Source organism: Synergistaceae bacterium DZ-S4 (genome assembly GCA_025943965.1).
Taxonomy (GTDB): domain Bacteria; phylum Synergistota; class Synergistia; order Synergistales; family Synergistaceae; genus Caenicola; species Caenicola nitritireducens.
Genome location: JAPCWD010000005.1, coordinates 31,529 through 58,385, shown reverse-complemented (window position 1 = coordinate 58,385; position 26,857 = coordinate 31,529). Strand labels below are relative to the sequence as shown.

Here is a 26,857-nt window from a genome sequence, read left to right as displayed (position 1 = left end):
TAAATCCCCCTTCGGTCACTCAGGGTCGATGTCTAAAAAAGGTCCTTGAAGGCATTTTTGATCCCTTCAAGCGGATTGAAGCCGGGGCCGGAAACCTTGTTATTCTCATCCAGCCTGATCCTGACTCTCGTTTCAGGCACTATGGAAGGTCTGCCTCCGTCGTCGGCGGATACGCCTCTGATAAGCGGATTGTCAAGGTAACGGAAGGGGTCCCTCTCACGTTCCGCGATATAACGGATGATGCCCGCTGCGGCCGCATATTCCTGCGTGTTCCTCCCGGGGGGCATCCTGTTCGCGTCTATGGGCGACGATACTCTGGAGGGAAGGTCCATTATGTCAAGTACAAATGCATCGATCCCCTCGGTCTTTGATACGCCCCCGGTAAGAATGATCCCTGCCGGAAGCATCGGGATGCCCGCTGCCTTGATCTGGGGACGGACCAGCATGTCGCAGAGCTCCTCGATCCGGCACCTTACTATTTCGTGGAGGTCATTTTTGGATATGCTGTAGTTCCTGCCGTTGTATACGAAATCGACAGTCTCAGAAGGGTCTTCGGGTGCTGTGAATACGGAGATCTCCCTCTTCAGCTCTTCGGATTTATTGAGGGGCAGCTTCAGAACGCTTCCTATGTCGTTTGTTATGTGGTCTCCGCCGACCGAGATCAGGCCAAGGTGCTTCGGCCTTCCGTCAGAGAATACAGCCACTCCGGTGGTCCCGCCGCCTATGTCTATGACGACGGCTCCCGCAAGGGCCTCTTCGGGCGAGATGACTCCCAGTGCCGAGGCAAGCGGCTTCAGCACCAGTCCGGCAACATCAAGTCCCGCCTTGTCAACGCAGTTCATAACGTTCTGGATGGTGGATGTAGGGACTATTACCGATTGCAGCTGTATATCCAGCCTGATGGCAGTCATGCCCAGAGGGTCATCTATGCCGACATTGCCATCGAGGGAATACTCTACCGGGATAGTGTGCAGAATGCTCTGGTTCGCCGGCACGGCGACATCCGCCTGAGCAGCCTCAATGACTCTTTCGATGTCCAGCTGCATTACCGGGCGGGGCGTCCGGCCGAGGGATACCATCCCCTTAGTTCTTATACTAGTGACTTCTCCGCCGCCAAAAGCCACGGTAACTTCTGTGATATCCTGGCCGACCATATTCTGCGCATCGCTGACAGCCTGCCTTACAGACCTGACAGCCTGGTCAAGATTAACTATGAGTCCCTTCCTGATACCATTTGACGGAGCCTGTCCAACACCGATGATCTGAGCTTCCTCGCTCCCCGGTTCCCTTTCCGCGACAACAACGGTGACCTTGCTTGTTCCGAGGTCAAGTCCGGCAAGGAGTTCAGGCTCACGATCTGATGGATAACCTGAGGCTTTCCTAAACAATCAAATAGCCCCCTCTCTTTAGATGAGAAACATTTTTCAAGACTTATTGTACCTTATTTTTCACAAGAATTTTATCTTTATATGTGGCGTCGATCAAGACATCCGGGGAAATCTTAGATAGATCGGGATAGATCTTTTTGATTGCCAGTCCCGACGTCTGCCATTCTCCGGGATCGTCGGGAAGCATTATGTTCGCCCCGTTGCCGCCGTCAGGACCGTAAAAGATCAGCCTTACGACATTATTGCCTTCCCTGAAGCCCGCCTGGATGAATTTCACCCTCTCCGACCAGCCCAAAGCTTTCAGGTTTTCATGCCAGAGTTTTATCTTCTGCAACGGAAGGCTGGAATGAAAGACGTTGCCGTGTTCGTCTGAAAGATCTGCAGGTGTCTCCCTGTCCGTCGACCAGGAGAGCATCGGAAGTGCGTCCGCCTTTTCCGAAGATGTGAAGGAATTCTCCCTGAGCGAACTCAGCCACATCCTCCCGTCTGCCGAAACATACCAGAACCTTCCGCCCCAGTACATCCTGAACGCTGCCTCGAGAGGAAGGACTTCAAGCCTGAATTTTCCCCATCCCGAAAGTTCCATCCGCAGGTTCACAGGGTAATATGCCTCAATGTTCCTGCAGTATTCCTCTTTTGACAGCCAGAACAGGATCCATACCTTTTCCTGACTGGGCTTTACAGTCCCCCAGACCACCTGTTCGGAGAGTATCCCCCTTGGGTCTATCTCTATACCGTAAAGCCTGAGAACGGCATATCTGGCCTCTGCAGCCGCAAGCATTCCGCCGGACAGAGACATGATAACAAAAAAAAGCTTAAGTCTCTTTTTAGTCCTTTTCGAAACTGCCCAGAAATTTAATTTCATATTCCAGATATACCCCGTGATCCCTGTACACCATCTCCCTGCAAAGCTCGCATAGTTCAAATATATCCCGGGATGTGGCATTGCCTTCGTTTTCAATGAAATTTGCGTGAGAGCGCGAGACCACTGCTCCTCCGACCCTCATCCCCTTGCAGCCTGATCTGTCCAGCAGGAGGCCGGCAGATGTTCCCTCCGGGTTCTTGAATACGCATCCCGCCGTCTTTCTTCCGAGCGGCTGACCCTTTTTCATGGCGGCGTACTTTTTGATCCTGTCAAAAATATCTGACCTGTTCTCCATTTTCAAAGATATCACACACGATGCAACAAGCACTATCAGGCTTTCGTCCAGGGGGCAGGCTCGGTACTTCCAGTGGAAATCATTCTTCGCAAGCCTTATTGCCCGGCCGTCGCGGCCGACCGCGGATGCCTCCTTCACAAGACCGCCGAATCCTGTGCCGTCGGCTCCGGCATTTCCCCAGATCGCTCCGCCCAGAGTTCCCGGAATGCCGGTAAGGAACTCAAGCCCGCCGAACCCTTTGCTCATCGCTATGGAAAGCAGTTTTTTTACATGTACGCCTGCTCCTGCTTCGATCTCCGCACTTTTGCCGTCGGCATTGCTCCTGATCTTTATGAAATCAAGCCTTCCGGTATGTATGACCGAGGCCTTTATCTGCCCGTCGGATACAAGTACGTTGGATCCCCCTCCAAGAACATAGAGAGGCAGATCTCGTTTAAGCGACGCCGCAACTGCCGAGTAAGCCTCTTCCGCGGTCACCGGCGCGTCAAATGTGCTGCATGTGCCGCCGACTCCCCATGTATTAAGGTCCCTGAGAGGATGATCTTTCGCCAAATCACTCTTTCCCCTCTTCTTTGCTCATGAGTTCGAGGGTCTCGCATATTTTTTTGCCTAGGGTGCCGACACTTCCCGCTCCTATAGTAAGGATCACGTCGCCGCTCCTCGCTGTTGAGCAGACGGAACGGACCAGGTCATCGAAGTTGCCTGAGAGTTCATAATGCGCCCTGTTGTCCTCGGACGCCGCGTCGAAGATCATCTTGGACGAGACCCCTTCTATCGGCATCTCGTCAGATCCGTAAACAGGAAGGATGAAAGCCCTGTCCGCCAGCGAGAGCGCATCGGCGAACTCCTTGTACAGCGCCGCGGTCCTGCTGAAGCGGTGGGGCTGGAAGACCGTAACCAGCCTTCGTTTCGGAAAAATTTTACGGACGGTGCTGAGCGTCGCGCAGATCTCGCTGGGATGGTGCCCGTAGTCGTCGTAAACCAGGATATCCCCGACCTCTCCCATCTTCTGGAGCCTGCGTTTTGCCCCTTTGAACCCGGCAAGTGCCGCCCTGACATTTTCGTCCCGTATGCCCATTTCATGAGCCGCAGCGCAGGCAGCAAGGGAATTCAGCACGTTGTGTTCGCCCGATACGGCAAGCACGACCCTGCCTGCCCGCTCTCCGTTCCGGTTAAGTGTGTATGAGACACCTCCGCCGTTGTTGTGGCACACCTCAGTGGCTCCCCAGTCCCAGCCTGTCCCCCATCCGTACGTGATCGTCCCGTCAGAAATGCCGTAATCTGAACAGAGCGTGTTGACTCCGGGGTCTTCCATGCAGACGATGCTTTTCCCGCCCTCTTTCCTGTGTGCCAGGAACTCCGCAAAAGCGTCCGTGACCGACTTGAATGTCATGTAGTGATCCCTGTGGTCCCAGTCGATATTTGTTATGACTGCGATCTCCGGGTGGAAATATACGAAGGAGCGGTCGCTTTCATCAAGCTCTGCGACCATATATTCACCCTGTCCCAGTTTGGCGTTCGTTCCTATGTCAGCCAGCTCGCCGCCTATGGCAACGGTAGGATCCGTGTCTGCAAGCTCTGCGATCAGCGAGATCATTGAGGATGTAGTCGTCTTGCCGTGTGTACCGGCTATCCCGACACCCCTCCTTGAGTTGAAGATGAGGCTGAGTATCTCTGCCCTGCGCGAGACTGTTATTCCCTGCTGCCAGGCCTTAAGTATCTCAGAGTGATCCTGGGGGATCGCGCTTGAATAGACGAGGATATTGGGCATGAAATCATCTATATGTTTTGCGTCGTGTCCCATCTCGATGGGGATATTCCTCTTTTTCAGGCTCTTCATGTATGAGGTCTGTATCATGTCACAGCCGGATACTCTGGCGCCGATCTGGTCAAGCAGGATGGCCAGGCCGCTCATTCCTGCTCCGCCTATCCCCATCAGGTGGATATTTTTCGTCTTAAGATCTTTGTCAGTAACAGTTGCCAATAAAAACTCTCCTTTCAAAAATAGGAAGAGACCGCAAGCCACAGGTCTCCGCAGATCTGTCCGGCGCCGTTGTGCCTTTCTTCTTTCCTGTTGTCCTTTTCATCCAAGAGGATATCATACAGTCTCATGATGTTTTTAGCAAAAGCTTCGCCGGCTCCCCTGCCGTTCCAGATAACGCCCCTGTTTTCCGAGGAGAACGAAACCGCATTGTGATACTGGTGATCATCTGCGGCACCTTCCCATGGTATCACGAGCGACGGGATCCCGAGGACCGAGACCTCGGTCAGCGTCGATCCTCCGCCCCTTACGACAGCAATGTCCGCAAGGCTGTAAAGCAGCTCGGTCTTCCAGACTTTCGGAAGAAGGAATACATTATCCTTTGCCTTTTCCGTTTCTTCCGATACGGCAGGTATGATAAAGGTCCATGATGAAAACTCTTCTTTTGATGCTGCCTCCAGGACAAGATCCTTTATCGTGGCACTGCCCAGAGATCCTGAAAATACCAGGGCCTTCGGCCCATCCGGGAGTTCCCCCGGCAGTCCGAGTTCCGACCATGCCTTTTCACGCGGCAACAGATCAAACTCCCTCACCGGAACTCCTATCCTCGTGTATTTTGAGGCGGGCAGTGGAAGACATTCCCTCCAGCCTGAGAATATCTCGACGCCCATTCGTGACGCTATCCTCGTTACCTTTCCGGCGTACGCGTTCTGCTCGTGCACCGCCGACGGGATCCTCAGCATTCTGGATGCGAGGAGTACAGGGAAGGTCACATACCCTCCGAAGAGAAGCACGAAGTCCGGCGACTCGGACCTGATGAAAGCCGCGGATTCCCTGAGCGCAGTGAACTGGCCCCAGGTACGCTTCAGCCTGTCAAGTCCTTCTCCCGAAAGCGGAGATCCGTCAATATTAAGCCGGTACGGCTCTATCCCTGCGGAGGCATATATTTCGAGCTCAAGCGGACGCCTGCCGCAGATGTACGATACAGAGACATCCGGCTTGTTTCTGCCGACCCACCGGCCGAAAGATATGGCCGGCCAGATGTGGCCTCCGGTCCCTCCCGCCGCCAGGATCAGTTTGCCGGTCATGGCCTCTCCTCCCTGCCGTAGCTCTCTTTTTCCAGCCGCAGCATTATCCCGATCCTTGACCACATAGTCAGCAGCGAGGTGCCTCCGTAACTGATAAAAGGAAGAGGCATCCCCGTCAGGGGTATCAGCTTTGTAACTCCTGCCACATTTATCACCAGAGGCAGGATCACAGTCAGGGTGACCCCCCATGTGAGCGACGACTTGAAGCCGTCAGGGACCCTGTAATAGACCATCCTGGTCTGGCTGACCCAGAAGGCAAAAAGTCCTATCACGCCCAGTGTCCCCATCAGTCCCAGCTCTTCGCCTATCGCGGCATAGATGAAGTCCGTATAAGCGGCAGGAAGGTAGTTGAGCTTCTGAAAACCGTGTCCGAGCCCCGTTCCCCAGAAGCCTCCGTTTGCAAATGCTATCAGCCCCTGTATCGCCTGAAAACCCTTGTCAAGTGGGTCGCTCCAGGGATCCATGAACGCCGCGACCCTTCTCATCCTGTAAGGTTCAAGGAATATCAGCAGGGGAAATATGAGGCCCCCCAGCAATCCTCCTGCGATAACGGGCCACTTCCATCCTATCCTCTCCACATACATCCCCATCGATACCAAAAAGATCAGTATTATTGTACCGAGGTCGGGCTGCAGTGAAAGCGGCAGGGCAGCTATACCCACCAGCATTATCGTGGAGAGGAAAGCCTTTCCCGGGTCCTTGTCCCACCTTGAAAGCAGTTTGGCAAGGTGCAGCGCTATAGCAAGGCATAGCAGCTCACCCGGCTGTATGGATATCGACGAACCCGGAACATTTATCCAGCGGCTGGCTCCTCCCACGTTCATCCCTATGCCGGGAATGAGGGGAAGCCAGCTCATCAGCCATGTCAGGATAAGTATAGGAGCGCTCATTTTTATCCAGAAACGCAGGGGGACGGAAAATACCACGAACATCCCTGAGAGTGCTATAAGCAGCCACTGCGCCTGCTTTATCCCCATCTGAAAAGGCGTTCCGGTCTGAGTGAATGAGTTCGGGCTTGTAGTGGATGTGATCATAAGGATCCCGACCCCGCTCAATATGAGGGGGATGACCCAGATAAAGGGATTGATCCTGTAGTGCCTCTTATTTTCCCGAATTTCGTCCGCTCTCAGCATGGCCTATGAATCTCTCTCTATGATCCCTTTTACGATCCGGCAGAAATGGTCTCCTCTTGCGCCGTAGTTTGGGTACATGTCCCAGCTGGTGCACGCCGGCGAGAGCAGCACCGTCTCTCCGGGCGCCGCAATTCTGGAAGCGGTTTCCACAGCCTCTTCCATGGTCGAGACCACGGAGTAATTTTTGAATCCTGCCCCGTCGAGAGCCAAGGCGATTTTTCCCTTCTCTTCGCCGAGGAGCACCGCGCTTTTGGCGTACTTCAGGACGGCCTCGGCAAGCGGGGCGTAATCCTCGCCCTTGCCCCTGCCGCCAAGTATCATTACCTTGTCCCCGTCAAGGGAACTCATAGCTGTCACTGTTGCTGCAACATTGGTGCCCTTCGAATCGTCAACGAAGGTTATCCCCCTGAATATGCCTGCAAATGCGCAGCGGTGCTTCGGAGGTTCGTATGCGGAGATAACGTCCGGAGCTGCCGGACTGAGGCCGAGGAGCACAAGCGCCGCAGTTGCCATCGCCGCGTTTTCGATATTGTGAGATCCCAGGAGCCTGACCGCTTCGAAATCAAAAAGTTTTATCGGCTCTATGCCGGAATCCGGGCATAAATATGCAGCAGAGCTCTCCCTGTCCAGATATATGCCCCTTCCTGAGGGATCCGGCCTGTCCCAGGTCAGGGGGCAGTCCCTTCCCTCAGGGACGCCCAGAGCTTCGCAGTCCCTCCTCTGGCAGATGGCCGTACCGTCATCCTTCAGGCGCCGGATCACATTCGCCTTGGCTTCTACATACTTCCCGTAGGAACCGTGCCAGTCTATGTGATCAGGTGCAAGATTGGTGACGACGGCGATGTCGCACATGAACCTCTCAAGCCTGCTGAGCTGGAAACTGCTCAGTTCAAGGACCAGATAAGCTGTATCCATAAAGGCGGCATTCGCTGCGGGATCGCCGATGTTGCCCCCCGTCATCGAGACCGCCCCGGATCTTTCAAGAAAATAGCCCGCCATAGAGGCAGTCGTCGTTTTGCCGTTGCTTCCGGTTATCGCTATTATCTTACCTGACAGGAAGGGATATACGAAGTCAAGTTCGCTTGTGACAGGTATCCCCTTAGAAGATGCCTCAAGCAGGATCGGGATGTCAGACGGGATGCCCGAGCTTACAACTATTTCGTCAGCCTCAAGAAGTTTTTCAGTGTTCCCTCCGGATTCCCACCTTATTCCTGTGGAGCCGAACGCCGCGGCTGTTTCCTGCGGTATCTCATTAAGATCCGAAACGAACACGTCCGCTCCCAGTTTTTTTGCAAGCTCCGCCAGCGATCTTCCGCTGACCCCTGCACCGATCACAGAGAGCCTTTTTCCCTTGTAAGCAAGATCATTGACCATCCCGACTCCCCCAACAGATCAGATTCAAGTTTATGCCAAACGGTTATTTTATACCAAAACCATCAGCATTAACAATACGGACATAAGCACCAGCATGCCGACGGCATGTATTATCCAGAACCTTGTCACTATCTGAGTCTCTTTCCACCCGAGCATCTCAAAATGGTGGTGTACCGGACTCATGAGGAATATTTTCTTGTTGAAGCCCCTGATAGAAATTATCTGAAGGGCTACTGACATTATTTCCAGTCCAAATATGAATGAAATTGGTATTACAAAGATAAATGCATCCGATACAACGCACAGGGAAAGGAGAAGTCCGGCAAAAAAGTGCGCTCCGACATCTCCCATGAAAACGTTTGCAGGATGGCAGTTGTGCCATAAAAACCCAAGACATATCCCTGCGCCCGATGCGATAGGGAAGATGATCGAAGGTTCGCCTCCCAGAAACGAAAGGGCTCCCAGAAGAGAGATAAGCACAGACCCCGCAGCCAGCCCGTCAAGTCCATCCGTAACGTTCACCGCATTCTGAAGCCCGACTCCGGTGAAGACAAGAAGAACTATGCCGACATACCTGGGTACCGAGACAAATACCAGGTCAAGGGCGGGAGGAGTGGTCCACAGGGCCCATGGTACTGTCACGGCGATCTGAAGGGCCAGTTTTTCCATGCTCTTAAGCCCGTCACTCGACCTTTTCGAATACTTCAGCCAATCATCCAGTAAGCCCACCGCTGCGGCAAGGACCGGATAGAGAGCGATCTTTCCTATCTTGTGGAGGTCTGAGTAGGGGCTTAGGAAGTATCCTGCGCAAACTGCGGCAAGGAAGACGGGGATAAATATTATCCCGCCCATGGTTGGAGTTCCGGTCTTGGTCTTTTCATGCCACGACGGACCGTAGAGCTTTGCGACCTGCTCTATTTTAAGCCTGTGCATTTTGTCCGTCCACTTCCCCTGAAGAAATATCTCTGCGGTCAGTGAGAAGAAAAGCACGAGAACAAATCCGGTATACATATCAGCCCTCCGTCAGCAGCGCTGCGAACCTCTTAAGTCCGTATGAGTTCGACCCCTTGACCAAAACGACCGAATCGTGTCCGGCAAGCTCCTCGGCAAGAGGTGTAAGCTCTTCAAAAGTCATGTATCTCTCGGCGTTTGCAGGAATGACTGCCTCAGGATCGAACCATTCCCCGCCAAGAAGAAGCACCCTCCTGAAGCCTGTGATCATCTTGAGGATCTCCTGATGCCACATGGCTGAGGATCTTCCAAGTTCTCTCATTCCGCCCAGTACGGCATATGGGGTAAGTGATGAGCTCTCTGCCACACTGAGCGTATTCTTGAGGGCGGCTCCCATGGAACTGGGATTTGCGTTGTACGCTTCGTCGATCACCCATTTGTTTCCGGGCAGCTTTTTGCAGATACCCCTGCCCGCTATGGGTACGAACCCGGAGAGAGCCTCTTGCACCGCATCTTCGCTTATCCCGTAGTGAAGGGCTGTGAGAAAGGCATAACCGACGTTGTAGGAATGCTGCAGCCCGAACAGGTTCGCCCTGAGTTCGACACTTTTTCCCATGAAGTCATAAAAGGAGGCAAGCGCTGCTCCCCCGTCATCCAGTGACAGTTTCTGGTCTGTGATCTTCAGGTCGGCTCCGGCGCACTTCCCGACACCGATTTTATTAATGTTATTATATTTATAGGACAATTCATTTCCGAGCAGCATGTTGTCAGAGTTATATATGATCGTGTCAAGCATTTTCGACTCACATATTTCCATCTTTGCCCTGAGAACTCCCTCAATGTTTTCAAATCCTTCAAGGTGGGCAGGCGCGACTTCGGTTATCACCGCTGTTTCGGGCGGGAACAGCGAGACCATCTCCCTTATTTCGCCGAAATGGTTCGTTCCGAATTCAAGGACCAGGACCTCTGTATCCTCAGCCATTGCAAGGATCGTAAGGCTGCACCCGACTACAGTGTTGAAGCTTCTTATTGCGCTGTGCACCTTCTTTTCCGTTTTCAGAAGGCTCACCGTCAGCTCCCTGGTAGTCGTTTTGCCTACGCTTCCGGTTATCCCTGTCAATCTGGGAGAGACACGCTTCAGGTAATCCCTGGCTATAACGGGGAGAGCCGTGGCTGTGTCCTGAACGGCTATTACAGATACACCGGAAAACTCAGGTTCGTCAAGCATCAGCTCCTCAACTCTGGAGATGTCCACCAGGAGAAGTTTGGCTCCCCTTTCTATCGCGTTGTGGACATAAAGGTGGCCGTCCGTTTTCTCTCCCCTGAGTGCCACAAAGGCGTCGCCGGGCCCGACGTCCCTGCTGTCGCTCTTCCACGGCCTGCACAGCCTGACATCAGGCCCGCAGTGGGTGCCTTCAGCCCATTCCGCCGCATGAGAAGCCATCACGTGGTCCATCAGATCACCTCTTTGCCGTTTTCTCTGCACCACTCAACGACAACATTTTTGTCTAGGAAGGGTATGGGACCATCCTTCAATATCTGGTACGGTTCGGGTCCTTTTCCCGCAATAAGGAGTATGTCGTCCGGACCCGACCTTTTCAGGCCCTCAAATATCGCGGCCTTCCTGTCGACTATCCTTTTATACTCCCGTGAATGTTTTCTTGCTCCGACCTCTATCTCGGAGACTATAAGATCGGGATCCTCGCTCCTGGGATTGTCCGACGTTATGATCACGGAATCTGCAAGTCTCGCAGCTATTTCTCCCATGATGGGGCGTTTTGTCCTGTCCCTGTCTCCGCCTGCTCCGAAGACCACGGCCAATTTGCCCTTACATACGCTCCTCAGCGTCACTAGGACCTTTTCAAGTCCGTCGGGACTGTGGGCAAAATCTATCACGCATGTACCGGAACCTGAGACCAGGTAACGTTCAAGCCTTCCCGGCACCTGTTTCATTCTCAGCAGGCCTTCCAGCGCCTCCTTGTCTCCCACTCCAAGCGACCAGCAGAGGGAAAGGGCCTGAAGCGCGTTAAGGATGTTGTACTCTCCCAGAAGCGGCAGTCTTGAGGCGACAGGCATCTTAGAGTCGGGGGTACGTATTTCGACATCCATGCCTTCCGCAGAAGTCCCTTTGATCTCCGCGAAGAACTTTGAGGATCTGTCTTTCGTGCCGTAGCTTATGGCCTTGCTGCCAAGCTCGCCGAAAAGCCTCATCCCGTAGCTGTCGTCTATGTTGACCGCTGCAAGCCAGTTGTTTCGCATGTATCTTTCAAACAGCATTTTTTTGGCCAGGTAATAGGATTCCATATCTCCGTGGAAATCAAGGTGGTCGACCGTAAGATTAGTGAAGCCTCCCCTGTCGAACCTTACTCCGTCTATCCTGCCCTGCACCACAGCATGGGAGGAGGTCTCCATCACGCAGGCACCGCAGCCGTTCCCTGCCATCCTGTCCAGCCAGTACTGCAGGTCAGAACCCTCGGGGGTGGTATGTTCGGCATCCTCCGCAGTATCCCCGTCGTCATAGTAGATCGTGCCGAGCAGTCCCGTCTTGATTCCGGAATTTTCAAGTATGGATTTTGTCATGAAAGTCGATGTGGTCTTACCGTTCGTACCTGTCAGAGCTATCATTTTGAGCTTTTTCGCAGGTTCGTCGTAAAGCAGGGATGCAACTACCCCCATGTTGCGTCTGATATCTTTTGAGATTATCTGGGGTATCGGCAGATCCAGCCTGCGTTCGCAAAGAAGCATCACGGCACCGGACCTGTATGCCTTTTCTGCATAGTCATGTCCGTCGCTGTGCTCCCCGCTCACACATGCGAAGAGAGATCCGGGACCTGCTTTCCTGCTGTCCGAGACCAGCCGTGTGATCTCGCCCTGATCTTCCGTTCCCCGGTTTTCAGGCAGCCAGAGCGTATGGTCAAGGTCGCTCTTTTCAAGTTTTTCAAGCAGTTTATCCACTCTCATGCTAAAACACCCCCGTATGCTGGTCTGTTCTGAATCTTTTTAAATGTCTCCCGTCCTGCGCTTCGTTCCGGGATCACCTGATGACCTTGCCCTTCCTTGTGCACCAACCCATAAGGGTATCCTTGTCGGAATATGGGACAGGCCCCTCCTTCAGGATCTGGGAAGTCTCCGGCCCTTTGCCTGCAAGCACGAGGATATCTCCGGGCGAGAGCATATCAAGTCCATACCCGACTGCCTCTTCCCTGTCGACCATCACCGTACATGCAGCGCTGTATCGTTTCGCTCCGCTCAGTATTTCTTCGGCGATCATCCGGGGATCCTCGCTTTTGGGGTTGTCGGAGCTGATTATCACGTGGTCTGCCAGGCGCGACGCAGTCTCTCCCATAAGCGGCCGCTTACTTTTGTCGCTCTCGCCGCTTGCGCCGAATATGACGGTCAGCCTGCCCTCACAAACCGACCTCAGAGCTGTGAGTATCTTTTCAAGTCCGTCGGGGTTATGCGCAAAATCTATCACACACGTCCCGCTTCCTTCGATGATATACCTTTCAAGGCGGCCGGGCACCTGTCTCATCTTCGAAAGACCGTCAAGAGCCGCCTCTGTCTCTGTTCCGGACGTCCATGAGAGCGACAGCGCCTGGAGCGCATTCATCACATTGTATATTCCGAGAAGCGGAAGCCTGGCTCCGATCGGGATACCGCAGCCCGGCATGGTTATCTCAACATCCGTTCCCTCTGCGGATGCCTGCTTTACCTCGGCAAAGAAATCCGCATTCCTGTCTGAAAGGCTGTAGCCGACGGACCTTTCGCCAAGTTCCCTGTGCAGAAGCGCTCCGTAGGGGTCGTCAAGGTTTACCGCCGCACGGCGCTCGCCCCTCATATAGCCGTTAAAAAGCCTTCTTTTTACCTCGAAGTACGACTCCATATCCGCATGGTAGTTAAGGTGATCCACTGTAAGGTTTGTAAATCCGGCCCTGTCAAAAAGGACTCCGTCGATCCTTCCCTGGCATATCGCATGTGAAGAAGCCTCCATCACACAGGCGCCGCATCCGTTCCGGACCATTCTGTGAAGCCACAGCTGCAGGTCGGATCCCTCGGGAGTGGTATGTTCCGCATCCTCTTTGTCCACACCGTCGTCGCATCGGACCGTACCCAAAAGGCCGGTTTTGATGCCTGAGCTTTCAAGTATGGACTTCGTCATGAATGCGGATGTGGTCTTCCCGTTGGTGCCGGTGATACCTATCATTGTAAGCCTCGAGGACGGTTCCCCGTAAAGGACAGAGGCCACCCTGCCCATGTTCCTTCTGACATCGCCGCAGATCAGCTGCGGGATGCCGATATTCAGGGGATGTCCGCAAATCAGGAGGGAAGCGCCGGAAGAAACAGCCGACTGAGCGAAGTCATGTCCGTCGGAGTGTTCGCCCTCCACACAGGCAAATATCGACCCCGGCCTGACTTTCCTGCTGTCCGAGACCAGTTCGCAGACCTCGGTCTGATCAGCCCGTCCGCAGTCGCCTGCGTCATGGATCGTGATATCCAGAGGGCTTTTTTCCAGCAAAGAGAACAGAGAGCTTAACTTCATATAAACACCTCCATCAGATCCAAAGGGCAATTTTAGTGCCGGTATGTTCGATAGGTCAAGAAGTCAATTTTTCAGGATCCGCCGCTGCCGCTCAGTTTGCTTTCGTCCTCATCGGACCGTTTCCCGAAGGGGATATCTGCATGATGTCCTCCGCGATCGACTTAAAGATCGGCGCTGCGATCTGTCCGCCGTAGTACCTGGCTCCCTTAGGTTCTCCAAGGCTGATCATCATCACATACCTGGGCTTCTCTTCCGGCCAGAACCCGACGAAGGATGCCACGTAATGCCCCTTCGAATACTCCCCAGCCGCAGCTATTTGGGCAGTTCCCGTCTTCCCTGCAATCGATACTTTAGGTGAATAAGCCATTTTTCCTCCGCCTTCACTGACTACTCTCTTCATTGCCGCTCTCATGAACTCGGAGGTGGCCGGAGACATTACCTGGTAGCGGACCCTTCTTCCTCCCTTGTGGATCACTTTTCTGTCGGTGTCCAGCACCTCTGCTATCAGGTACGGCTTCAGAAGCGATCCGCCGTTTGCTATGCTCCCTATCGCCATTACAGCCTGCAGAGGTGTGACCGCGATCCCCTGCCCGATGAAAATGTTGGCAGGAACAGTACCGAGCCACTCTTCGGGTGACTTTATGAGACCTGATTCCTCTCCCGCAAGCTCGACCTCGGTCTTCTCCCCGAAGCCGAATTGTCTGAGCATACCGTACGCCTGATGCCGAGGTACGCCCATCGACATCAGACTCATGCCTATGTTGCAGGAGTTCATCAATACATGAGTCAGATCCTGCATTCCGTGCGCTTTTTTGTTTACATCGCTCATGGTCTTGTCCGCCAGCTTCATGGTGCCCCTGCAGTTATAATGGCTGTTCTTGTTTGCGGCTGCCGTTTCAATAGCTATCGACATAGTGATCGGTTTGAAGATGGATCCAGGTTCAAATACTCGGCCCACTACATTATTCCTTACGGCATCCTGATCCTTGAGGTTCGTCCTGTCGTTCGGATCCAGCGACGGATAGCTTGCAAGGGCAAGTATCTCGCCCGTGAGAGGGTCCACGCACACTCCTGCGCCCCACGAGGCGTTTGCCGATTTGGCGCCCTCGCTCAGGCGCCATTCCATGATCTGTTGGATGCGGGAGTCAAGAGTAAGTTTTATCGTTCCGGAGGTGTTTTTCAGGACCCCGGATTTTCCGCCCATGATGTCCAGAGTCTTGCCCTTTGAATCCCTCGTCAGAAACCTTGTCCGTGGGGGGGAGTAAAGAATATGGTTCCATGCAAGCTCTACTCCTGCCTGCCCATAGTCGTCGATATCACAAAAGCCGAGCACGTGGGAGGCCAGTTCTCCGTGCGGATATACCCTTATCCTCTCGCTGATGGTGTAAAGCCCCGGTATTTCGTTCTTGAAAAGCGAATCAGCCTTTTCCTTTGGGACGTTTCGCGCTACCCAGTGGAAGCGGCCGGTCAACCCCCTCCGGAATTTCTTTGCGGTACTTTCACCAAAAGGTCCGGTCAGCAGATCCGCGCTTTTGGGATCCCAATACTTGGGGTCGATAAAAAAACTCGTGGCAGGTACAGAGACTGCAAGCGGGATCCCGTTACGGTCTATGATCTCCCCCCTGGAGGCGCTGACTGCCACGCTGGCCCAGTATTGTTTCTGCGACTGCCTTACTACCCGGATGTCGGGGTTTAGCTGTATCCATGCCGTACCGGCCGCGAGGACTGCGAGTGCGACATATACAGCCCCCCATACAGACTTTGAGCGCCTGATGCATTCAGGCTCGTTTTTCTTAATTCTTGGCATGTGCCTTCCTTACAAAAGGATTGATGTAATCCAGGAAGCCTATCTCCTCTTCCGTCGGATATACCACAGCCTGCGCGGTGAGAACGTCCGAATTTTCCACCTTGACGACCCTTATGTTCTCAGCGTTTACCATACCGAGCTCTTCGCGTGCGTAACTGTATATCCTTGCCGGAGACAGGAGCTCCGAATATTTTTTTGACATTTCAAGGTTATTTTCCCTGCATGCCTCGATCCTGCCTGCTGTTTCGGAAATTCGGTGTTCAAGGTAAAGTCCGTACAGCCTAAGAGTTCCCAGAGCGGCTGCGCAGATAAAGACGAATAAAAAACATATCACGAAAAGCGATGAGTGAGGCCTTTCAGCTTCATGTCGGCATTCTGTGTATTGCATCGGCCTTGTCTCCTTTCCCTGAAATTCCTGTCTCAGATCCAAATATCCTCAGTTTGGCGCTTCTTGATTTATTGTTGCTTTCGATCTCGTTTTCGGAGGGAGTTATCGCCTTCCTCGGACTTGACCGTCCCAATCCCTGCTCTTCCCACTTCCTGAACCTTGTTTTGACTATCCTGTCCTCAAGTGAGTGGTAGGATATCGCCAATATCTTCCCGCCAGGCCTTATCACTTTAAGGGCGCCGTCCAATGCCTCTTCAAGCGCATCCATCTCATCGTTTACCGCGATCCTGAGTGCCTGGAATACCTTTCTTGCCGGATGCCCGCCCATTTTTCTCTGTACCGGAGCCGGCAATATCTCTCTTATCAGCTGAACTAGGTCTCCGGTAGTTTCCAAAAATTCCCCGGCTTCTCTCTTTCTTACTATTCCCAGGGCGATGCGGTACGCATGCTCCTCTTCGCCGTATTTCCTGAAGATCCCGGTCAGTTCCTTCACAGAACCTCTGTCCAGTATTTCTTTCGCCGTCATCCTGCTGTTCGTCTTTTCGGAGGCATCCATCCTCATGTCGAGGGGGCCCGATTCCTGAAACGAAAAACCTCTCTCCGGCTCAGTGATCTGCATGTTTGAAACGCCGAGGTCGAAGAGAACTGCCGAGGCGCCGGTCCATCCCGGCCTGTCCGTAAGTTTTTCAATGTGCCTGAAGTTGTCGGCGGTTATTTCAAACCTTCCCCGATAGCGGGAGAGGTTCACGCTTGCCGCCTCTCTTGCAAACGGATCCTGATCGAAGCCTATAACGTAAGCATTGATGCACTTCTCCATGATATATCCGCTGTGTCCGCCCAGCCCCAGTGTCGCGTCTACGGTCGTCCCGACTTCTTCCCATGGCCTGAGTGCTTCAAGCACCTCATTCACCATTACCGGGACATGTTCTTTCATATTCCCTCGAGATCCTCAGCCAGGTCGCTGAAATCCATAAGTACGCCGCTGCGCTGTTCCTCCCACCTGGAGCTGTCCCAAACCTCGAGATGATCTTCGAGTCCGATGAGGGTGACCTCCTGATCGATCCCCGCGTACTCTCTCAGCGCCGAAGGAAAAAGGACCCTCCCCGAACCGTCTATTTCAAGCTCTGTCGCCATTGAAAGGAGCACTCTCCTGAAATCGCGGGTCTTTTTCTTGAAGGAGGAAAGATCTTTGAGTTTCAATATAAGTTCTTCCCATCTGCTTACCGGGTAGAGTGCGATACAGCGGTCTATGCCGATGGTGGCAACAACGGACGAACTAAGCTCTCCTCTGAATCGGGAGGGCAATACCGTCCTGCCTTTACTGTCCAGTTTGTGGTTGTAGCTCCCCACCAGCATGTACTATTCACCCACTTTGCTCCACTTTCTACCACTTTGTCCCACATTATACCCAATGATATTACAAAGCAATACCTTTAAATTTAATCCTATAAACAAAATTAGGTCTAGAGGCTCAAAATATTGAATTTCCGTGACTATGACAGCGTTTTGTTAGCCTTGTTTTTATATAAAATCATATTGCATCCTCTGTGTATGCATACAGAAAAATTAGTCAAACATTATGTTTTTAACTATATTTTAATATTTTGTTAAAATATAAAGAGGCGCGACAGGCCTAAAAGACCAGTTGCGCCTCTTTATGGGGAGCACTCAATAAGCCGGGTTTTGTAAAGGACCGAGTCCTTTCCGGCCATTTATCTAATTCCGCCCTTGCAGACGGACTTAAGCGGTCGTACCCGGGAGTCAGCGGGCAGCCTCGTCCTCCCCTATTCGACCTTGCTCCGGATGGGGTTTGCCTGGCCCGAAGGTCGCCCTTTCGGCCGGTGGGCTCTTACCCCGCCTTTTCACCCTTACCGGTTTTCACCGGCGGTATCTCTCTGTGGCACTTTCCCTGAGTTCGCACTCGCAGGATCTTCTCCTGCATCCTGCCCTGCGGAGCCCGGACTTTCCTCCCGCGCATAGCGCCGGCGGCCGGATCTCGTACTCCCTTCTCCAGTATAACAGATTTTTAACTGAACTTTCCGAGATCACGCCAAATCACTCAGGGTCTCAAATCAAAAGACAAAAATATAGCGGACGCCAAACCGAATTTTCACTTACAATAACTTCGGTTTGGGTCCGCCGTTCAGTTGTCATAAAAAATATCCTAGTGGGAGCGGACGATCTCCTTTATTACCATCAGCCTTGAGAGGGTCGACCGCTCCATTTCTTCCAGCTTCATCGAGATGGAGTGGATGGTCTCGGCAAACGAAGGGATCATTACATGCTCCAGCGCGTTTACCCTTCTCCTTGTCCTCTCTATCTCAAGTGCCATCGACTTCAGGGCCTTTTCCTCCGCGGCAAGCCTGACGAGCCTTGGCATGAGCTTCAAAAATTGTTCCAGTGCGATGTCAAGGCTTCCGGGGGATGTTCCCAGACCGTAGCTCAGTTCCACTTTCTGTTCAGGCAGTTCAAATGAAGGGGCGCGCACGCTCATCAGGTTAACGAACTTGACCTTTACTCTCATGTCGCCGCCGGCATTCATGAGAGTCTGCTCGAGCATTTCAGGCAATGTCTGGGCCCTTGCGAGAAGAAAGCCCGCATAGCATGAACCGATCTCTTTTTCGATCTCCTGCCTAAGCTCCCAGACAGATCTCGCCTTCTCGAGAAACGCCTTAACAAGTGCGTCCTGCTTGTCTTTCAGCAGCTTGTGCCCCCTCTTGGCTACGACAAGCTGTCTCTTGAGCTTTGAAAGCTCCATCCGGTTGGGGTTGACGTTCAGCGCCTTCGCCATAAGAGGTCACCCCTTCCTATGCTTCTTTGGTCTCAAGCGTCTCGTCTTTTTGGGCTTCGAAGAGCGGCTTCAGATACTTTTCGATGTACTCGTCCCTTACTCGCTTGAGTTCCTTTGTAGGAACGATCGTGAGAAGTTCCCATCCCAGAAGGAGCGTCTCCTCCACTGTCCTGTTCTCATACTCTCCCTGACGTACATATTTGTCCTCGAAGAGGTCCGCGAACCTGGCAAATGCCTTGTCTTCTTCAGAAAGAGCTCCCTCTCCGAGTATGACTGCGAGCTCCTTTGCCTCCTTGCCTCTGGAGTACGCGGCAAAGAGCTGGTTCATCAGGTCTGCGTGGTCTTCGCGGGTCTTGCCCTTTCCAATGCCCTTGTCCTTCAGTCGGGAGAGCGACGGCATGACGTCGACAGGCGGATAGATGCCCTTGCGGTGGAGTCCCCTCGCCAGGATTATCTGACCCTCGGTGATGTATCCCGTCAGGTCCGGGATCGGGTGGGTCTTGTCGTCTTCCGGCATTGTCAGTATCGGGAGCTGTGTGATGGATCCGTTTTTGCCGCGAAGTCTGCCGGCCCGCTCATACATGGTCGCAAGGTCAGTATAGAGGTATCCGGGATAGCCGCGTCGGCCGGGGACTTCCTTACGCGCTGCCGAGATCTCGCGGAGCGCTTCGCAGTAGTTCGTAAGGTCCGTCAGTATTACAAGAACGTGCATGTCCTGTTCGAATGCCAGGTACTCAGCAGCCGTAAGGGCAAGGCGCGGGGTCGAGATGCGCTCTATCGCCGGGTCGTCCGCAAGGTTGACGAACATGACTGTGCGTTCGAGGGCTCCGGTCTTCCTGAAGTCCTCCATAAAGAAGGATGCCTCTTCAAATGTAATGCCCATGGCGGCGAACACAACGGCAAAGTTTGCGTGTCCGCTGATGACGGTTGCCTGGCGGGCGATCTGTGCGGCCATGTGGTTGTGGGGCATGCCGCTTCCGGAGAATATGGGCAGTTTCTGGCCCCTGACAAGCGGGTTCATTCCATCAATAGTCGAAATACCTGTCTGAATGAACTCAGAGGGGTAGTCTCGGGAATATGGGTTCATCGGGTTGCCGTTGACGTCCAGGTAGGCATCCGGGATTATGGGGGCGCCGCCGTCTATCGGGTCTCCCCTTCCGTTGAATATCCTTCCCAGCATATCTTTTGACACAGGCAGCTTCAGGACATCGCCGAGGAACCTGATCTGTGTTGTGTTGACGTCGATTCCGGTGCTTCCTTCGTAGACCTGGACAAGGGCTTTGTTTTCAGATATTTCGAGCACCCTTCCGCGCCTGCGCTCGCCTGAGCCGAGACGTATCTCTGCCAGTTCGTCGTAGCTGACATCCTCGATCTTATCAACCATCATAAGCGGGCCGGAAAGGTTGGAGATCGTTCTGTACTCCTTAGGCAACATCATCAATACCACCTCCGGCAGCGCTTAGTTTTCCAAGTTCGGTCTTAATTGCGGTCTCAAGAGCGTCAAGCTTGTTTAGCTCATTCTCTTCGGTGTATCTCATGCGTGCGATCTCTTCCCTGATGGGAAGGTCTATTACGGAGTGCAGCAGCCCTCCGCGGCTAAGCACCTGCATCCCGAGGTGATGGAAGGCAAGGATGTTCCTTAGCATCTTGAACTGCTTGTCCATCGATGCGTATGTGTCTATCTCGTGGAATGAGTTCTGGTGAAGGAAATCTTCCCTTATCGACTTTGAGGTCTCAAGGACCATCCTCTCCTCCTTGGACAGGGCATCGATGCCGACCAGGCGTACTATTTCCTTAAGCTTGTCCTCATCTTCAAGAAGGCTCATGGCTTCCGTTCTGTATCCGCTCCACTCGCCGTCATATATGGCATCCCAGTGCTCTCCCATTGTATGGGCATAGAGCGAATAGCTCGAAAGCCAGTTGATTGCCGGAAAGTGCCTCTGGTAGGCAAGCTGTGCGTCAAGGCCCCAGAAGACCTTGGTGACTCGCAGCGTGTTCTGTGTGACCGGTTCCGAAAGGTCTCCTCCGGGAGGTGAGACGGCCCCTATTACAGAAACGGCCCCTTCCCTCCCGTCGCTTCCGCAGCAGATGGCCCTTCCTGCCCTTTCATAGAACGAAGCGAGCCTTGTACCGAGGTATGCGGGGTAACCCTCTTCTCCGGGCATTTCCTCAAGGCGGCCGGACATCTCACGGAGAGCCTCAGCCCAGCGCGACGTCGAGTCGGCCATGAGAGCCACCGAGTAACCCATGTCACGGAAATATTCAGCTATCGTTATCCCGGTGTATATCGAGGCTTCACGTGCGGCAACAGGCATGTTTGATGTGTTTGCTATAAGCAGAGTCCTCTTCATCAAGGGCTGTCCGGAACGCGGGTCCTCAAGTTCCGGGAATTCAAGCAGGACGTCCGTCATCTCATTGCCGCGCTCTCCGCAGCCGATGTATACGACTATCTCTGCATCCGCCCACTTCGCGAGCTGGTGCTGTATGACCGTCTTTCCGGAGCCGAAAGGTCCGGGGACGCATGCCGTACCGCCCCTTGCTATCGGAAAGAAGGTGTCTACTACCCTCTGTCCCGTAGTGAGGGGGATCTCAGGCGGAAGTCTCTTGACGACCGGACGCGGCTTACGTACAGGCCACCTCTGAAGGAGGCAGACCTCATGGTCCTTGCCCTTTGCGTCAGTGATGACCGCGACAGTTTCTTCAACGGTGAATTCGCCCTGCCTGATCTCCCTGACCGTGCCCTTCAGTCCGTGAGGCACCATGACTTTGTGGTCCACAAGCACCGTCTCCTGAACGGAACCGAGGAAGTCGCCGGGAGATACCTCCGCTCCGGCTTCAACCGAGGGAACAAAAGTCCATTTTTTAGTCCTGCTCACCGCCGGAACGCTTATCCCGCGAAGGATGTAGGGGCTTTCTGCGGTCCTTTCGATGCTCTCCAGCGGACGCTGGATGCCGTCAAAAAACTCTTCGATAAGTCCCGGGGCAAGTTCAACGCTCAAGGGTTCCCCTGTGCTTACGACAGGCTCTCCCGGCCTGAGGCCCGAAGTTTCTTCGTATACCTGCACAGAAGCCGTATCATCTTTAAGTTCGATAATTTCACCGACAAGCCCCGCATTCCCGACCCTTACGACGTCGAACATGCAGGCTCCGGCCATGCCTTTAGCAATTACAAGCGGACCGGAGATCTTTGCGATGAATCCTGCTATGGCATTAGGAGTAGCCACTCACATCGCCTCCATTTTCATCATTTCACACCAAAGATATCCATGCCGACAGCCCGCTCCACATTCCTTCTGATCGAACTGAGGCCGACTCCCATGGATCCGCTCTGGTTGGGTACCGGTATTATGCACATATCCGTAGCTTCGTTGACCTCATCAACGGCCTGCTGATATGCGGAGAAGAGGGCCTCCTCAATGAAGAGGGCCGCATATCCCTTACGCGCAAACCTGTTCATGATCTGCCCGAGGGAATCCCTGTTCTCGTCTGTTATCTCAACTACGTCAAGGCCGATAGCCTTGAACGGGAGTATGCTGTCATAGCTTCCGACCGCAGCCATCGGAGAACCCTTATCAGACGTAGCCATGGCGCATAAGCCTCCTTAGGTGGTCCTTGTCGCCCTTGTTCCTCTTGGAGACCGTGATCACCCTTATATTTTTTATCTCGGTTTCCTTAGCCCAAAGATAGGCCGGTATGTTTTCGGGAGCCGACGGACTGTATCTGGCTGTGCCTATTTTATTGAGATAATGGTCGTCAAGGACCTTCTCAAGCGAGAGGATGAGGTCTGAATATCCGCCTGACGCGTCTATCCCGCCTATCACCTTCCCGAAATCGGAGAATTCGACCGCCCTGCCCCAGGTCTCAAATGGTTCGGATATGAGCGATGCCAGTATATCCGCATCTATCGTGCCCCCTTCATGCAAAAAGGGCAGCGCGCCTGCAGTGTCGTAGCCGAATCTTTTGAGCCTCAGCAGGGTCCGTATGTTCTCTCCGTCTATCCTTGTGCGGACCCAGCTTACTATCCCGGGCATATCAAGTTCATGTGCCTTTTCAAGCATCACTTCGAACATCCTTTTGTCTATCAGCCGCTCTACCTCGAGAATGTCCCTGCTCTGTTCCCAGACGGTGATGCATACCGGGATGAGCGTGTTGAGGCCGAACGGAAGGAGCCTGTATTCCTCCGACTCGATGTTGGCTATGATGTCGTCCAGCGGCTGGGACCCGAGAGAGGTGAGAAGGTCCCATCTCTTTTTGCCTCCGGTCCTGACGTTGAACATGCTCTTCAAAAGCACTTTCACATTGTGGAAGTCATAATGCAGCCTCATGATATCGACAAGTCCTTTGTCGGGGACGAAGGCGCGGACTTCTTCGTATATGCTGTGGAGGTCGGACTCGAGGACCTTGTCAAAGTCAGACCCGCCTGACTGGGAAGCAAGCGCGGAGGAATAGGATGTCTCTCCAAGTATCTTGAGGATCGACGCAAGATCTTCGGCATCGATCATTCTCTGCAGAACTCCTGGATCAAGAAGGCGATGCTCCATCGCGCGTATACGCGCTACGGCATAACCATAAGCCCCTTGACTTGACATCAGCCCACCTCCCTCATTCCGCTTCTGACGGGAACAAACGTTTGACTACGTCGGATTCCTGCTTTTCCTGAGCTATCTGGATCAGCATGTCCCATGAGCAGTTCGTGCTTATCCTGCCCCTTGTGAGTATGAATCCCCCGGCTATATCAGGTTTCTTTTCGGAAAAAACGATATTCGTGCCGTTTTCCCTGTTGAAACCGTCAAGCCAGGCCTGATCCAGGTATTTTTCTTCACCTGAAACTTCGAGTTCCTCATCCTTTGTTTTTATAGCTTTCTTAAGAAGCGTCTCACAGAGCTTTACTTGATCATCCCTATCCATCATCCTCATCTTTTCAAGGGAGAGGTCGTAAACATCCTGTATCAGATCACGGCTGGATTGAAGCATCATCCTTTTGACATCCAGATTCGCAACTATTTCACGGCGACGGAAAATCTCGGGACGCTCAACTTCAAAACGGCGAATAAAGCCGGATCTTATTGAGTCGATCTCCTCTCCCGCTCTCTGTGCGATAAGCTCAGCCTTGGCCCTGGCCTTAGCCAGTATTTCATCGGCCTCGCGCTGTGCGTCGCTTCTGATCTTTTCAGTTATCTGGGCCAAAGACATGGTCTTCCCCCGTTCTGTTTAAAGCTTAATGCCGTTGAGCATCAGGATACTTACAAGAAGCCCAAAGACTGCATAAGTTTCGCACATTGCCGGAAGGATAACAGCTTTGCCTATCTGTTCCGGGCGTTTGGATATCATCAGGATGGAAGCAGCTGAGGACTTTCCCTGCCATATTGCCGAGTAGAATCCGGAGATCGCTACCGGAAGGCATGCAAAACAGATCCCCAATCCCTGCCAGACCGTAAGGGTAACGTCGCCCCCTCCGAGGAGCCCGGCCTTCTGAAGAGAGAGGACTCCGACAAGCAGTCCGTAAATGCCCTGTGTGCCGGGAAGCGCGAGCAGGACCAGCGCGTAGCCGAATTTCTTTGGATCTTCTGTCATTATTCCGGCTGCGGCTTCATTGGCGATTCCAATTCCCCATGCGGATCCTGACCCCGCAAAACCTACTGCCAGAGCTGCGCCGAGTATTACCAGCATAGGGCCCAGCTGTTCGGAAATCGTTGCTAGCATTGTTTCCATAATGAACCATTACCTCCTCAGTTGATAAATGCTGTTTTGAATTTTTAGTAATTTAAAAAATTATTGTTTGTCTTCTGAAAGTCTCGCAAATGTAGTCACGTTGCGCAACGGGGCAAAATCCCTCCCGTTCGCGTCGTAAAATTTCCCGAAAAACTCAACATACTGGAGCCTCAGGGAGTGTATGAACGCACCGAGAAGGTTGACAGCTATGCTGAAAAGATGTCCGAGAACAAAGATCAGCACTGCGAGCAGGATGCCCACATAGGGCGTTCCCGCCACCAGCTTCGCCAGCAGGTTAATGACCATGCCTACTGCAGCGGAGCCAAGTCCCAGGGCCAGAAGCCTGCTGTAGCTCAGCACGTCTCCCAGATATCCCGTAACGTTGTAGAGGCTCAGTATGCCCGAGAAGAGCTTACCTGCGATGCCCGTCTTCGTCCTGCCCTGAGTCGCGACCAGGACCAGCGCTCCGGCGATCGCTATATACTTCGAAAGGTCCCCCGCAGGTCCGCCTATTTTGCCGGAAACCGAAAGGCCCGTCATGAGAAGACCGCACAGGAATAGGATCCACCCGCCGTTGTCTGCGAGGGCTCCCGTGTAGTCACCGTTCTTCCAGCTGTTCTTGAAGGCTATCAGCAGGCCGAAGATCACCTGTACAAAACCCAGTCCGAGCGAGATGGTAAGCAGCGTCATCGGATCGTTCATCGGATCGAGGAACTGCATCGCGCCCATCAGCGGGACAAGTGGTCTCAGGAATGTGAACGCCGTGACGCTGTCGCCGAACCATGAGCCGGTGAGAGCTCCAAAAACGACGGAGCACAGCATGCCGATCGTGATCATGATGAAAAATTTGCGCATCGTGGGATGAAGCTGATGCCTGACTATAAAGTAACCGAATACTCCGCTCAGCACCAGGCCGTACCCGGCATCGCCGAAACACATCCCGAGGAACAGGAAGAAGAACGGCGCCATCAGGGACGTCGGATCCACTCCGCCGTAAGTGGGCGTTCCGTACATCAGGGTAAGCGGTTCCATCGAGGACGACCAGCCCGGGTTTTTCAGCAGGGTCGGAGGCAGCTCACCTTCATCTGGTCCGATCAGCGAGAACTCCGTAAGCTCCTCGTAGGGCCTGAGGGCATTCTCCACTGTCCCCAGACACTCTTTGGGCATCCAGAAAGACCAGATGAATACATCTTCCGTGGGTACTCCGGAGATCATTGAACCTATCCTGTCGCTCAGGATGCTCCAGTAGTCGCCGTAGTAACGGGCCATATCGAGCCCCTCATCGGCCCTGGAGGACATATCGGCGCACAGAAGGGCCTCTTCCTTCTCTGCCTTTTCGATCCCGGCGGTGAGCCTGCTGCGTTCCTCTTCGGCAGTCAGTGCGAAATCCTTCGGCACGTCGACCCTTCCCGCAGAGAATTCTGATGCGGCAGCCTGCACTTTTTCGAAGTCGGATTTCCTGAAGAGTACTGCGAATGTTGAGACGGTGTCTTTATCGTTTTCCGGAAGTTTCTGATATTCGGCGAGATCTCCAAGCTCCGATCCGATCTTTGAAACGAACCCGGCCGCGGATGCTTTGGGGACTGTATAGACGGCTCCGCCGACAAATTCCGTGCCGGTCGTAAAAAATTCCAGGGGATATTTGATGGAATTAAGCAGCATCGACTGCGCAAGAAGGCCTTTCAGCCTGGAGAGCTCGGCCCTTGTTTCAGTAGCTCTTCTCTCCTTTTCCCTGAGGTCGGCGACAAAGGTCCTGAACCTCTCTTCGTCTGCCTTGGCTTCAAGCTCGGAAAGCCCTATCGTCGGGACATCTCCCAACATTCTGGCAAATGAGCTGCCTTTGTTTACTTCAAGGGGTTCAAGAAGGCGCACCGTAAACCTTACATCGCTGAGAAGCTCGTCTATGTGGCGCTGCCTGGCCCTCAGGTGGGTCATCGACGCGCTGTCGACCGCGCCGCTGTTCTCTCCGGTGAATTCGCAGCATCCCAGCGCCTGCAGTTTCCCTACAAGCTCATCCGCAACAGATCTATGGACAGCTATCCGCGCCTTGGTCATCTCAGCAAGAGCCATAAGTCGTCATCACCTCTTTCACCAGCCAATCGGCCACCTCGGCGGCGGCAGCTTTTTTCTTTTCATAGCACTCCCGCGCCTCTGTCCGGCCCTTTTCCAGTATCTCCGCGGCCTTCACTTCCGCCTCTTTCTCGGCGTTGGTCACGGATTCGCGCCACTGCCTGTGGCACTGCTGCCTGGTGTCTTTTATCGACTGTTCCGCCTCTGCCTGGGCAGATGCGATCATTTTGGCTGCCTCGGCCTTAGCGTCAGCAATGACAGCTTTTGCCATAGACTCATGTTCACGTATTTCCTGCGCCAAATTCTCTGTCAACAACCTCACCTCCTCCCGTAATTCATGGACCCTGATATCAGACACATACCAGGTGATTTTAACCTCTGCGTTCAATTGCGTCAATTTTCACACATTAGAATAAATTAAACGGCAGGGTAATAATTTCGTTATATTTTAAATCTTGATTTCTATTTTAGCAG

General features: G+C 53.4%; 24 protein-coding genes and 1 other RNA gene. All 25 read right to left on the bottom strand.

All coding sequences use genetic code 11. The features are described 5' to 3' along the window. Positions 1-32: 32 nt before the first annotated feature. Entirely contained in the window at positions 33-1,388 is a 1,356-nt protein-coding gene (gene ftsA, locus OLM33_04475; GenBank protein MCW1712930.1) for a cell division protein FtsA, read from the bottom strand. 43 nt (positions 1,389-1,431) lie between these two features. Beyond that, on the bottom strand, positions 1,432-2,187 hold the full coding sequence (locus OLM33_04470) for a hypothetical protein (protein ID MCW1712929.1): 756 nt from the start codon (positions 2,185-2,187) through the stop codon (positions 1,432-1,434). 28 nt (positions 2,188-2,215) lie between these two features. After that, positions 2,216-3,100 (bottom strand): UDP-N-acetylmuramate dehydrogenase, encoded by an 885-nt coding sequence (gene murB, locus OLM33_04465; GenBank protein MCW1712928.1) that lies wholly within the window; start codon positions 3,098-3,100, stop codon positions 2,216-2,218. Between the two features lies 1 nt (position 3,101). Continuing rightward, positions 3,102-4,532 (bottom strand): UDP-N-acetylmuramate--L-alanine ligase, encoded by a 1,431-nt coding sequence (gene murC, locus OLM33_04460; GenBank protein ID MCW1712927.1) that lies wholly within the window; start codon positions 4,530-4,532, stop codon positions 3,102-3,104. A gap of 14 nt (positions 4,533-4,546) precedes the next feature. Then, entirely contained in the window at positions 4,547-5,617 is a 1,071-nt protein-coding gene (locus OLM33_04455; GenBank protein MCW1712926.1) for a UDP-N-acetylglucosamine--N-acetylmuramyl-(pentapeptide) pyrophosphoryl-undecaprenol N-acetylglucosamine transferase, read from the bottom strand. Beyond that, a complete protein-coding gene (locus tag OLM33_04450) occupies positions 5,614-6,750 on the bottom strand; it encodes a putative lipid II flippase FtsW (protein ID MCW1712925.1) in 1,137 nt (378 codons plus the stop codon). The genes OLM33_04455 and OLM33_04450 overlap by 4 nt, the downstream gene beginning before the upstream one ends. Positions 6,751-6,753: 3 nt before the next feature. Then, positions 6,754-8,124, bottom strand: a complete 1,371-nt coding sequence (gene murD / locus OLM33_04445; GenBank protein ID MCW1712924.1) for a UDP-N-acetylmuramoyl-L-alanine--D-glutamate ligase — start codon at positions 8,122-8,124, stop codon at positions 6,754-6,756. A gap of 48 nt (positions 8,125-8,172) precedes the next feature. Next, positions 8,173-9,135, bottom strand: coding sequence for a phospho-N-acetylmuramoyl-pentapeptide-transferase (locus tag OLM33_04440; protein MCW1712923.1), 963 nt, complete (start codon positions 9,133-9,135; stop codon positions 8,173-8,175). A 1-nt stretch (position 9,136) separates the two neighbouring features. Next, positions 9,137-10,531, bottom strand: coding sequence for a UDP-N-acetylmuramoyl-tripeptide--D-alanyl-D-alanine ligase (locus OLM33_04435; GenBank protein ID MCW1712922.1), 1,395 nt, complete (start codon positions 10,529-10,531; stop codon positions 9,137-9,139). Continuing rightward, the gene (locus OLM33_04430; protein MCW1712921.1) at positions 10,531-12,036 is read right to left on the bottom strand and encodes a UDP-N-acetylmuramoyl-L-alanyl-D-glutamate--2,6-diaminopimelate ligase; all 1,506 of its coding nucleotides are present in this window, start codon (positions 12,034-12,036) and stop codon (positions 10,531-10,533) included. Before OLM33_04430 ends, OLM33_04435 begins: the two co-directional genes overlap by 1 nt. A gap of 73 nt (positions 12,037-12,109) precedes the next feature. Then, entirely contained in the window at positions 12,110-13,615 is a 1,506-nt protein-coding gene (locus OLM33_04425; protein ID MCW1712920.1) for a UDP-N-acetylmuramoyl-L-alanyl-D-glutamate--2,6-diaminopimelate ligase, read from the bottom strand. 91 nt (positions 13,616-13,706) lie between these two features. Continuing rightward, positions 13,707-15,422 carry a penicillin-binding protein 2 gene (locus tag OLM33_04420; protein MCW1712919.1) on the bottom strand — a complete coding sequence of 572 codons (1,716 nt, stop codon included), beginning with the start codon at positions 15,420-15,422 and terminating at the stop codon, positions 13,707-13,709. Next, a complete protein-coding gene (locus OLM33_04415; GenBank protein MCW1712918.1) occupies positions 15,409-15,810 on the bottom strand; it encodes a hypothetical protein in 402 nt (133 codons plus the stop codon). The genes OLM33_04420 and OLM33_04415 overlap by 14 nt, the downstream gene beginning before the upstream one ends. Beyond that, entirely contained in the window at positions 15,785-16,744 is a 960-nt protein-coding gene (gene rsmH, locus OLM33_04410) for a 16S rRNA (cytosine(1402)-N(4))-methyltransferase RsmH (protein ID MCW1712917.1), read from the bottom strand. Before rsmH ends, OLM33_04415 begins: the two co-directional genes overlap by 26 nt. Further along, on the bottom strand, positions 16,741-17,166 hold the full coding sequence (mraZ, locus tag OLM33_04405; GenBank protein MCW1712916.1) for a division/cell wall cluster transcriptional repressor MraZ: 426 nt from the start codon (positions 17,164-17,166) through the stop codon (positions 16,741-16,743). Before mraZ ends, rsmH begins: the two co-directional genes overlap by 4 nt. Positions 17,167-17,467: 301 nt before the next feature. After that, positions 17,468-17,815: RNase P RNA component class A (gene rnpB, locus OLM33_04400), an RNA gene on the bottom strand. Positions 17,816-17,974: 159 nt separating this feature from the next. Beyond that, positions 17,975-18,601 (bottom strand): V-type ATP synthase subunit D, encoded by a 627-nt coding sequence (locus tag OLM33_04395; protein ID MCW1712915.1) that lies wholly within the window; start codon positions 18,599-18,601, stop codon positions 17,975-17,977. A 16-nt stretch (positions 18,602-18,617) separates the two neighbouring features. After that, the gene (locus OLM33_04390; protein ID MCW1712914.1) at positions 18,618-20,036 is read right to left on the bottom strand and encodes a V-type ATP synthase subunit B; all 1,419 of its coding nucleotides are present in this window, start codon (positions 20,034-20,036) and stop codon (positions 18,618-18,620) included. Continuing rightward, positions 20,026-21,825, bottom strand: coding sequence for a V-type ATP synthase subunit A (locus tag OLM33_04385; protein ID MCW1712913.1), 1,800 nt, complete (start codon positions 21,823-21,825; stop codon positions 20,026-20,028). Before OLM33_04385 ends, OLM33_04390 begins: the two co-directional genes overlap by 11 nt. A gap of 20 nt (positions 21,826-21,845) precedes the next feature. After that, a complete protein-coding gene (locus OLM33_04380; protein ID MCW1712912.1) occupies positions 21,846-22,187 on the bottom strand; it encodes a V-type ATP synthase subunit F in 342 nt (113 codons plus the stop codon). Continuing rightward, entirely contained in the window at positions 22,174-23,190 is a 1,017-nt protein-coding gene (locus tag OLM33_04375; GenBank protein MCW1712911.1) for a V-type ATPase subunit, read from the bottom strand. The genes OLM33_04380 and OLM33_04375 overlap by 14 nt, the downstream gene beginning before the upstream one ends. Before the next feature lie 13 nt (positions 23,191-23,203). After that, complete coding sequence (locus OLM33_04370; protein MCW1712910.1) at positions 23,204-23,794, bottom strand: V-type ATP synthase subunit E family protein; 591 nt, start codon at positions 23,792-23,794, stop codon at positions 23,204-23,206. A gap of 18 nt (positions 23,795-23,812) precedes the next feature. Next, positions 23,813-24,313, bottom strand: a complete 501-nt coding sequence (locus OLM33_04365) for a V-type ATP synthase subunit K (protein ID MCW1712909.1) — start codon at positions 24,311-24,313, stop codon at positions 23,813-23,815. A gap of 60 nt (positions 24,314-24,373) precedes the next feature. Next, positions 24,374-26,383, bottom strand: a complete 2,010-nt coding sequence (locus OLM33_04360) for a V-type ATP synthase subunit I (protein ID MCW1712908.1) — start codon at positions 26,381-26,383, stop codon at positions 24,374-24,376. Then, positions 26,370-26,696: a hypothetical protein gene (locus OLM33_04355; GenBank protein MCW1712907.1), complete on the bottom strand. Its 327-nt coding sequence runs from the start codon at positions 26,694-26,696 to the stop codon at positions 26,370-26,372. The genes OLM33_04360 and OLM33_04355 overlap by 14 nt, the downstream gene beginning before the upstream one ends. Positions 26,697-26,857 lie beyond the last annotated feature (161 nt).

Coding starts and splice junctions, on each gene's coding strand:
- OLM33_04390 (MCW1712914.1), bottom strand. CDS start 20,036: ATGTTGCCTAAGGAGTACAGAACGATCTCCAACCTTTCCGGCCCGCTT.
- OLM33_04360 (MCW1712908.1), bottom strand. CDS start 26,383: ATGGCTCTTGCTGAGATGACCAAGGCGCGGATAGCTGTCCATAGATCT.
- OLM33_04435 (MCW1712922.1), bottom strand. CDS start 10,531: ATGGACCACGTGATGGCTTCTCATGCGGCGGAATGGGCTGAAGGCACC.
- OLM33_04380 (MCW1712912.1), bottom strand. CDS start 22,187: ATGGCTACGTCTGATAAGGGTTCTCCGATGGCTGCGGTCGGAAGCTAT.
- murD (MCW1712924.1), bottom strand. CDS start 8,124: ATGGTCAATGATCTTGCTTACAAGGGAAAAAGGCTCTCTGTGATCGGT.
- OLM33_04370 (MCW1712910.1), bottom strand. CDS start 23,794: ATGTCTTTGGCCCAGATAACTGAAAAGATCAGAAGCGACGCACAGCGC.
- OLM33_04455 (MCW1712926.1), bottom strand. CDS start 5,617: ATGACCGGCAAACTGATCCTGGCGGCGGGAGGGACCGGAGGCCACATC.
- mraZ (MCW1712916.1), bottom strand. CDS start 17,166: ATGCTGGTGGGGAGCTACAACCACAAACTGGACAGTAAAGGCAGGACG.
- OLM33_04430 (MCW1712921.1), bottom strand. CDS start 12,036: ATGAGAGTGGATAAACTGCTTGAAAAACTTGAAAAGAGCGACCTTGAC.
- OLM33_04415 (MCW1712918.1), bottom strand. CDS start 15,810: ATGCAATACACAGAATGCCGACATGAAGCTGAAAGGCCTCACTCATCG.
- rsmH (MCW1712917.1), bottom strand. CDS start 16,744: ATGAAAGAACATGTCCCGGTAATGGTGAATGAGGTGCTTGAAGCACTC.
- OLM33_04365 (MCW1712909.1), bottom strand. CDS start 24,313: ATGGAAACAATGCTAGCAACGATTTCCGAACAGCTGGGCCCTATGCTG.
- OLM33_04425 (MCW1712920.1), bottom strand. CDS start 13,615: ATGAAGTTAAGCTCTCTGTTCTCTTTGCTGGAAAAAAGCCCTCTGGAT.
- OLM33_04470 (MCW1712929.1), bottom strand. CDS start 2,187: ATGTCTCTGTCCGGCGGAATGCTTGCGGCTGCAGAGGCCAGATATGCC.
- OLM33_04450 (MCW1712925.1), bottom strand. CDS start 6,750: ATGCTGAGAGCGGACGAAATTCGGGAAAATAAGAGGCACTACAGGATC.
- OLM33_04395 (MCW1712915.1), bottom strand. CDS start 18,601: ATGGCGAAGGCGCTGAACGTCAACCCCAACCGGATGGAGCTTTCAAAG.
- OLM33_04440 (MCW1712923.1), bottom strand. CDS start 9,135: ATGTATACCGGATTTGTTCTCGTGCTTTTCTTCTCACTGACCGCAGAG.
- OLM33_04375 (MCW1712911.1), bottom strand. CDS start 23,190: ATGTCAAGTCAAGGGGCTTATGGTTATGCCGTAGCGCGTATACGCGCG.
- OLM33_04420 (MCW1712919.1), bottom strand. CDS start 15,422: ATGCCAAGAATTAAGAAAAACGAGCCTGAATGCATCAGGCGCTCAAAG.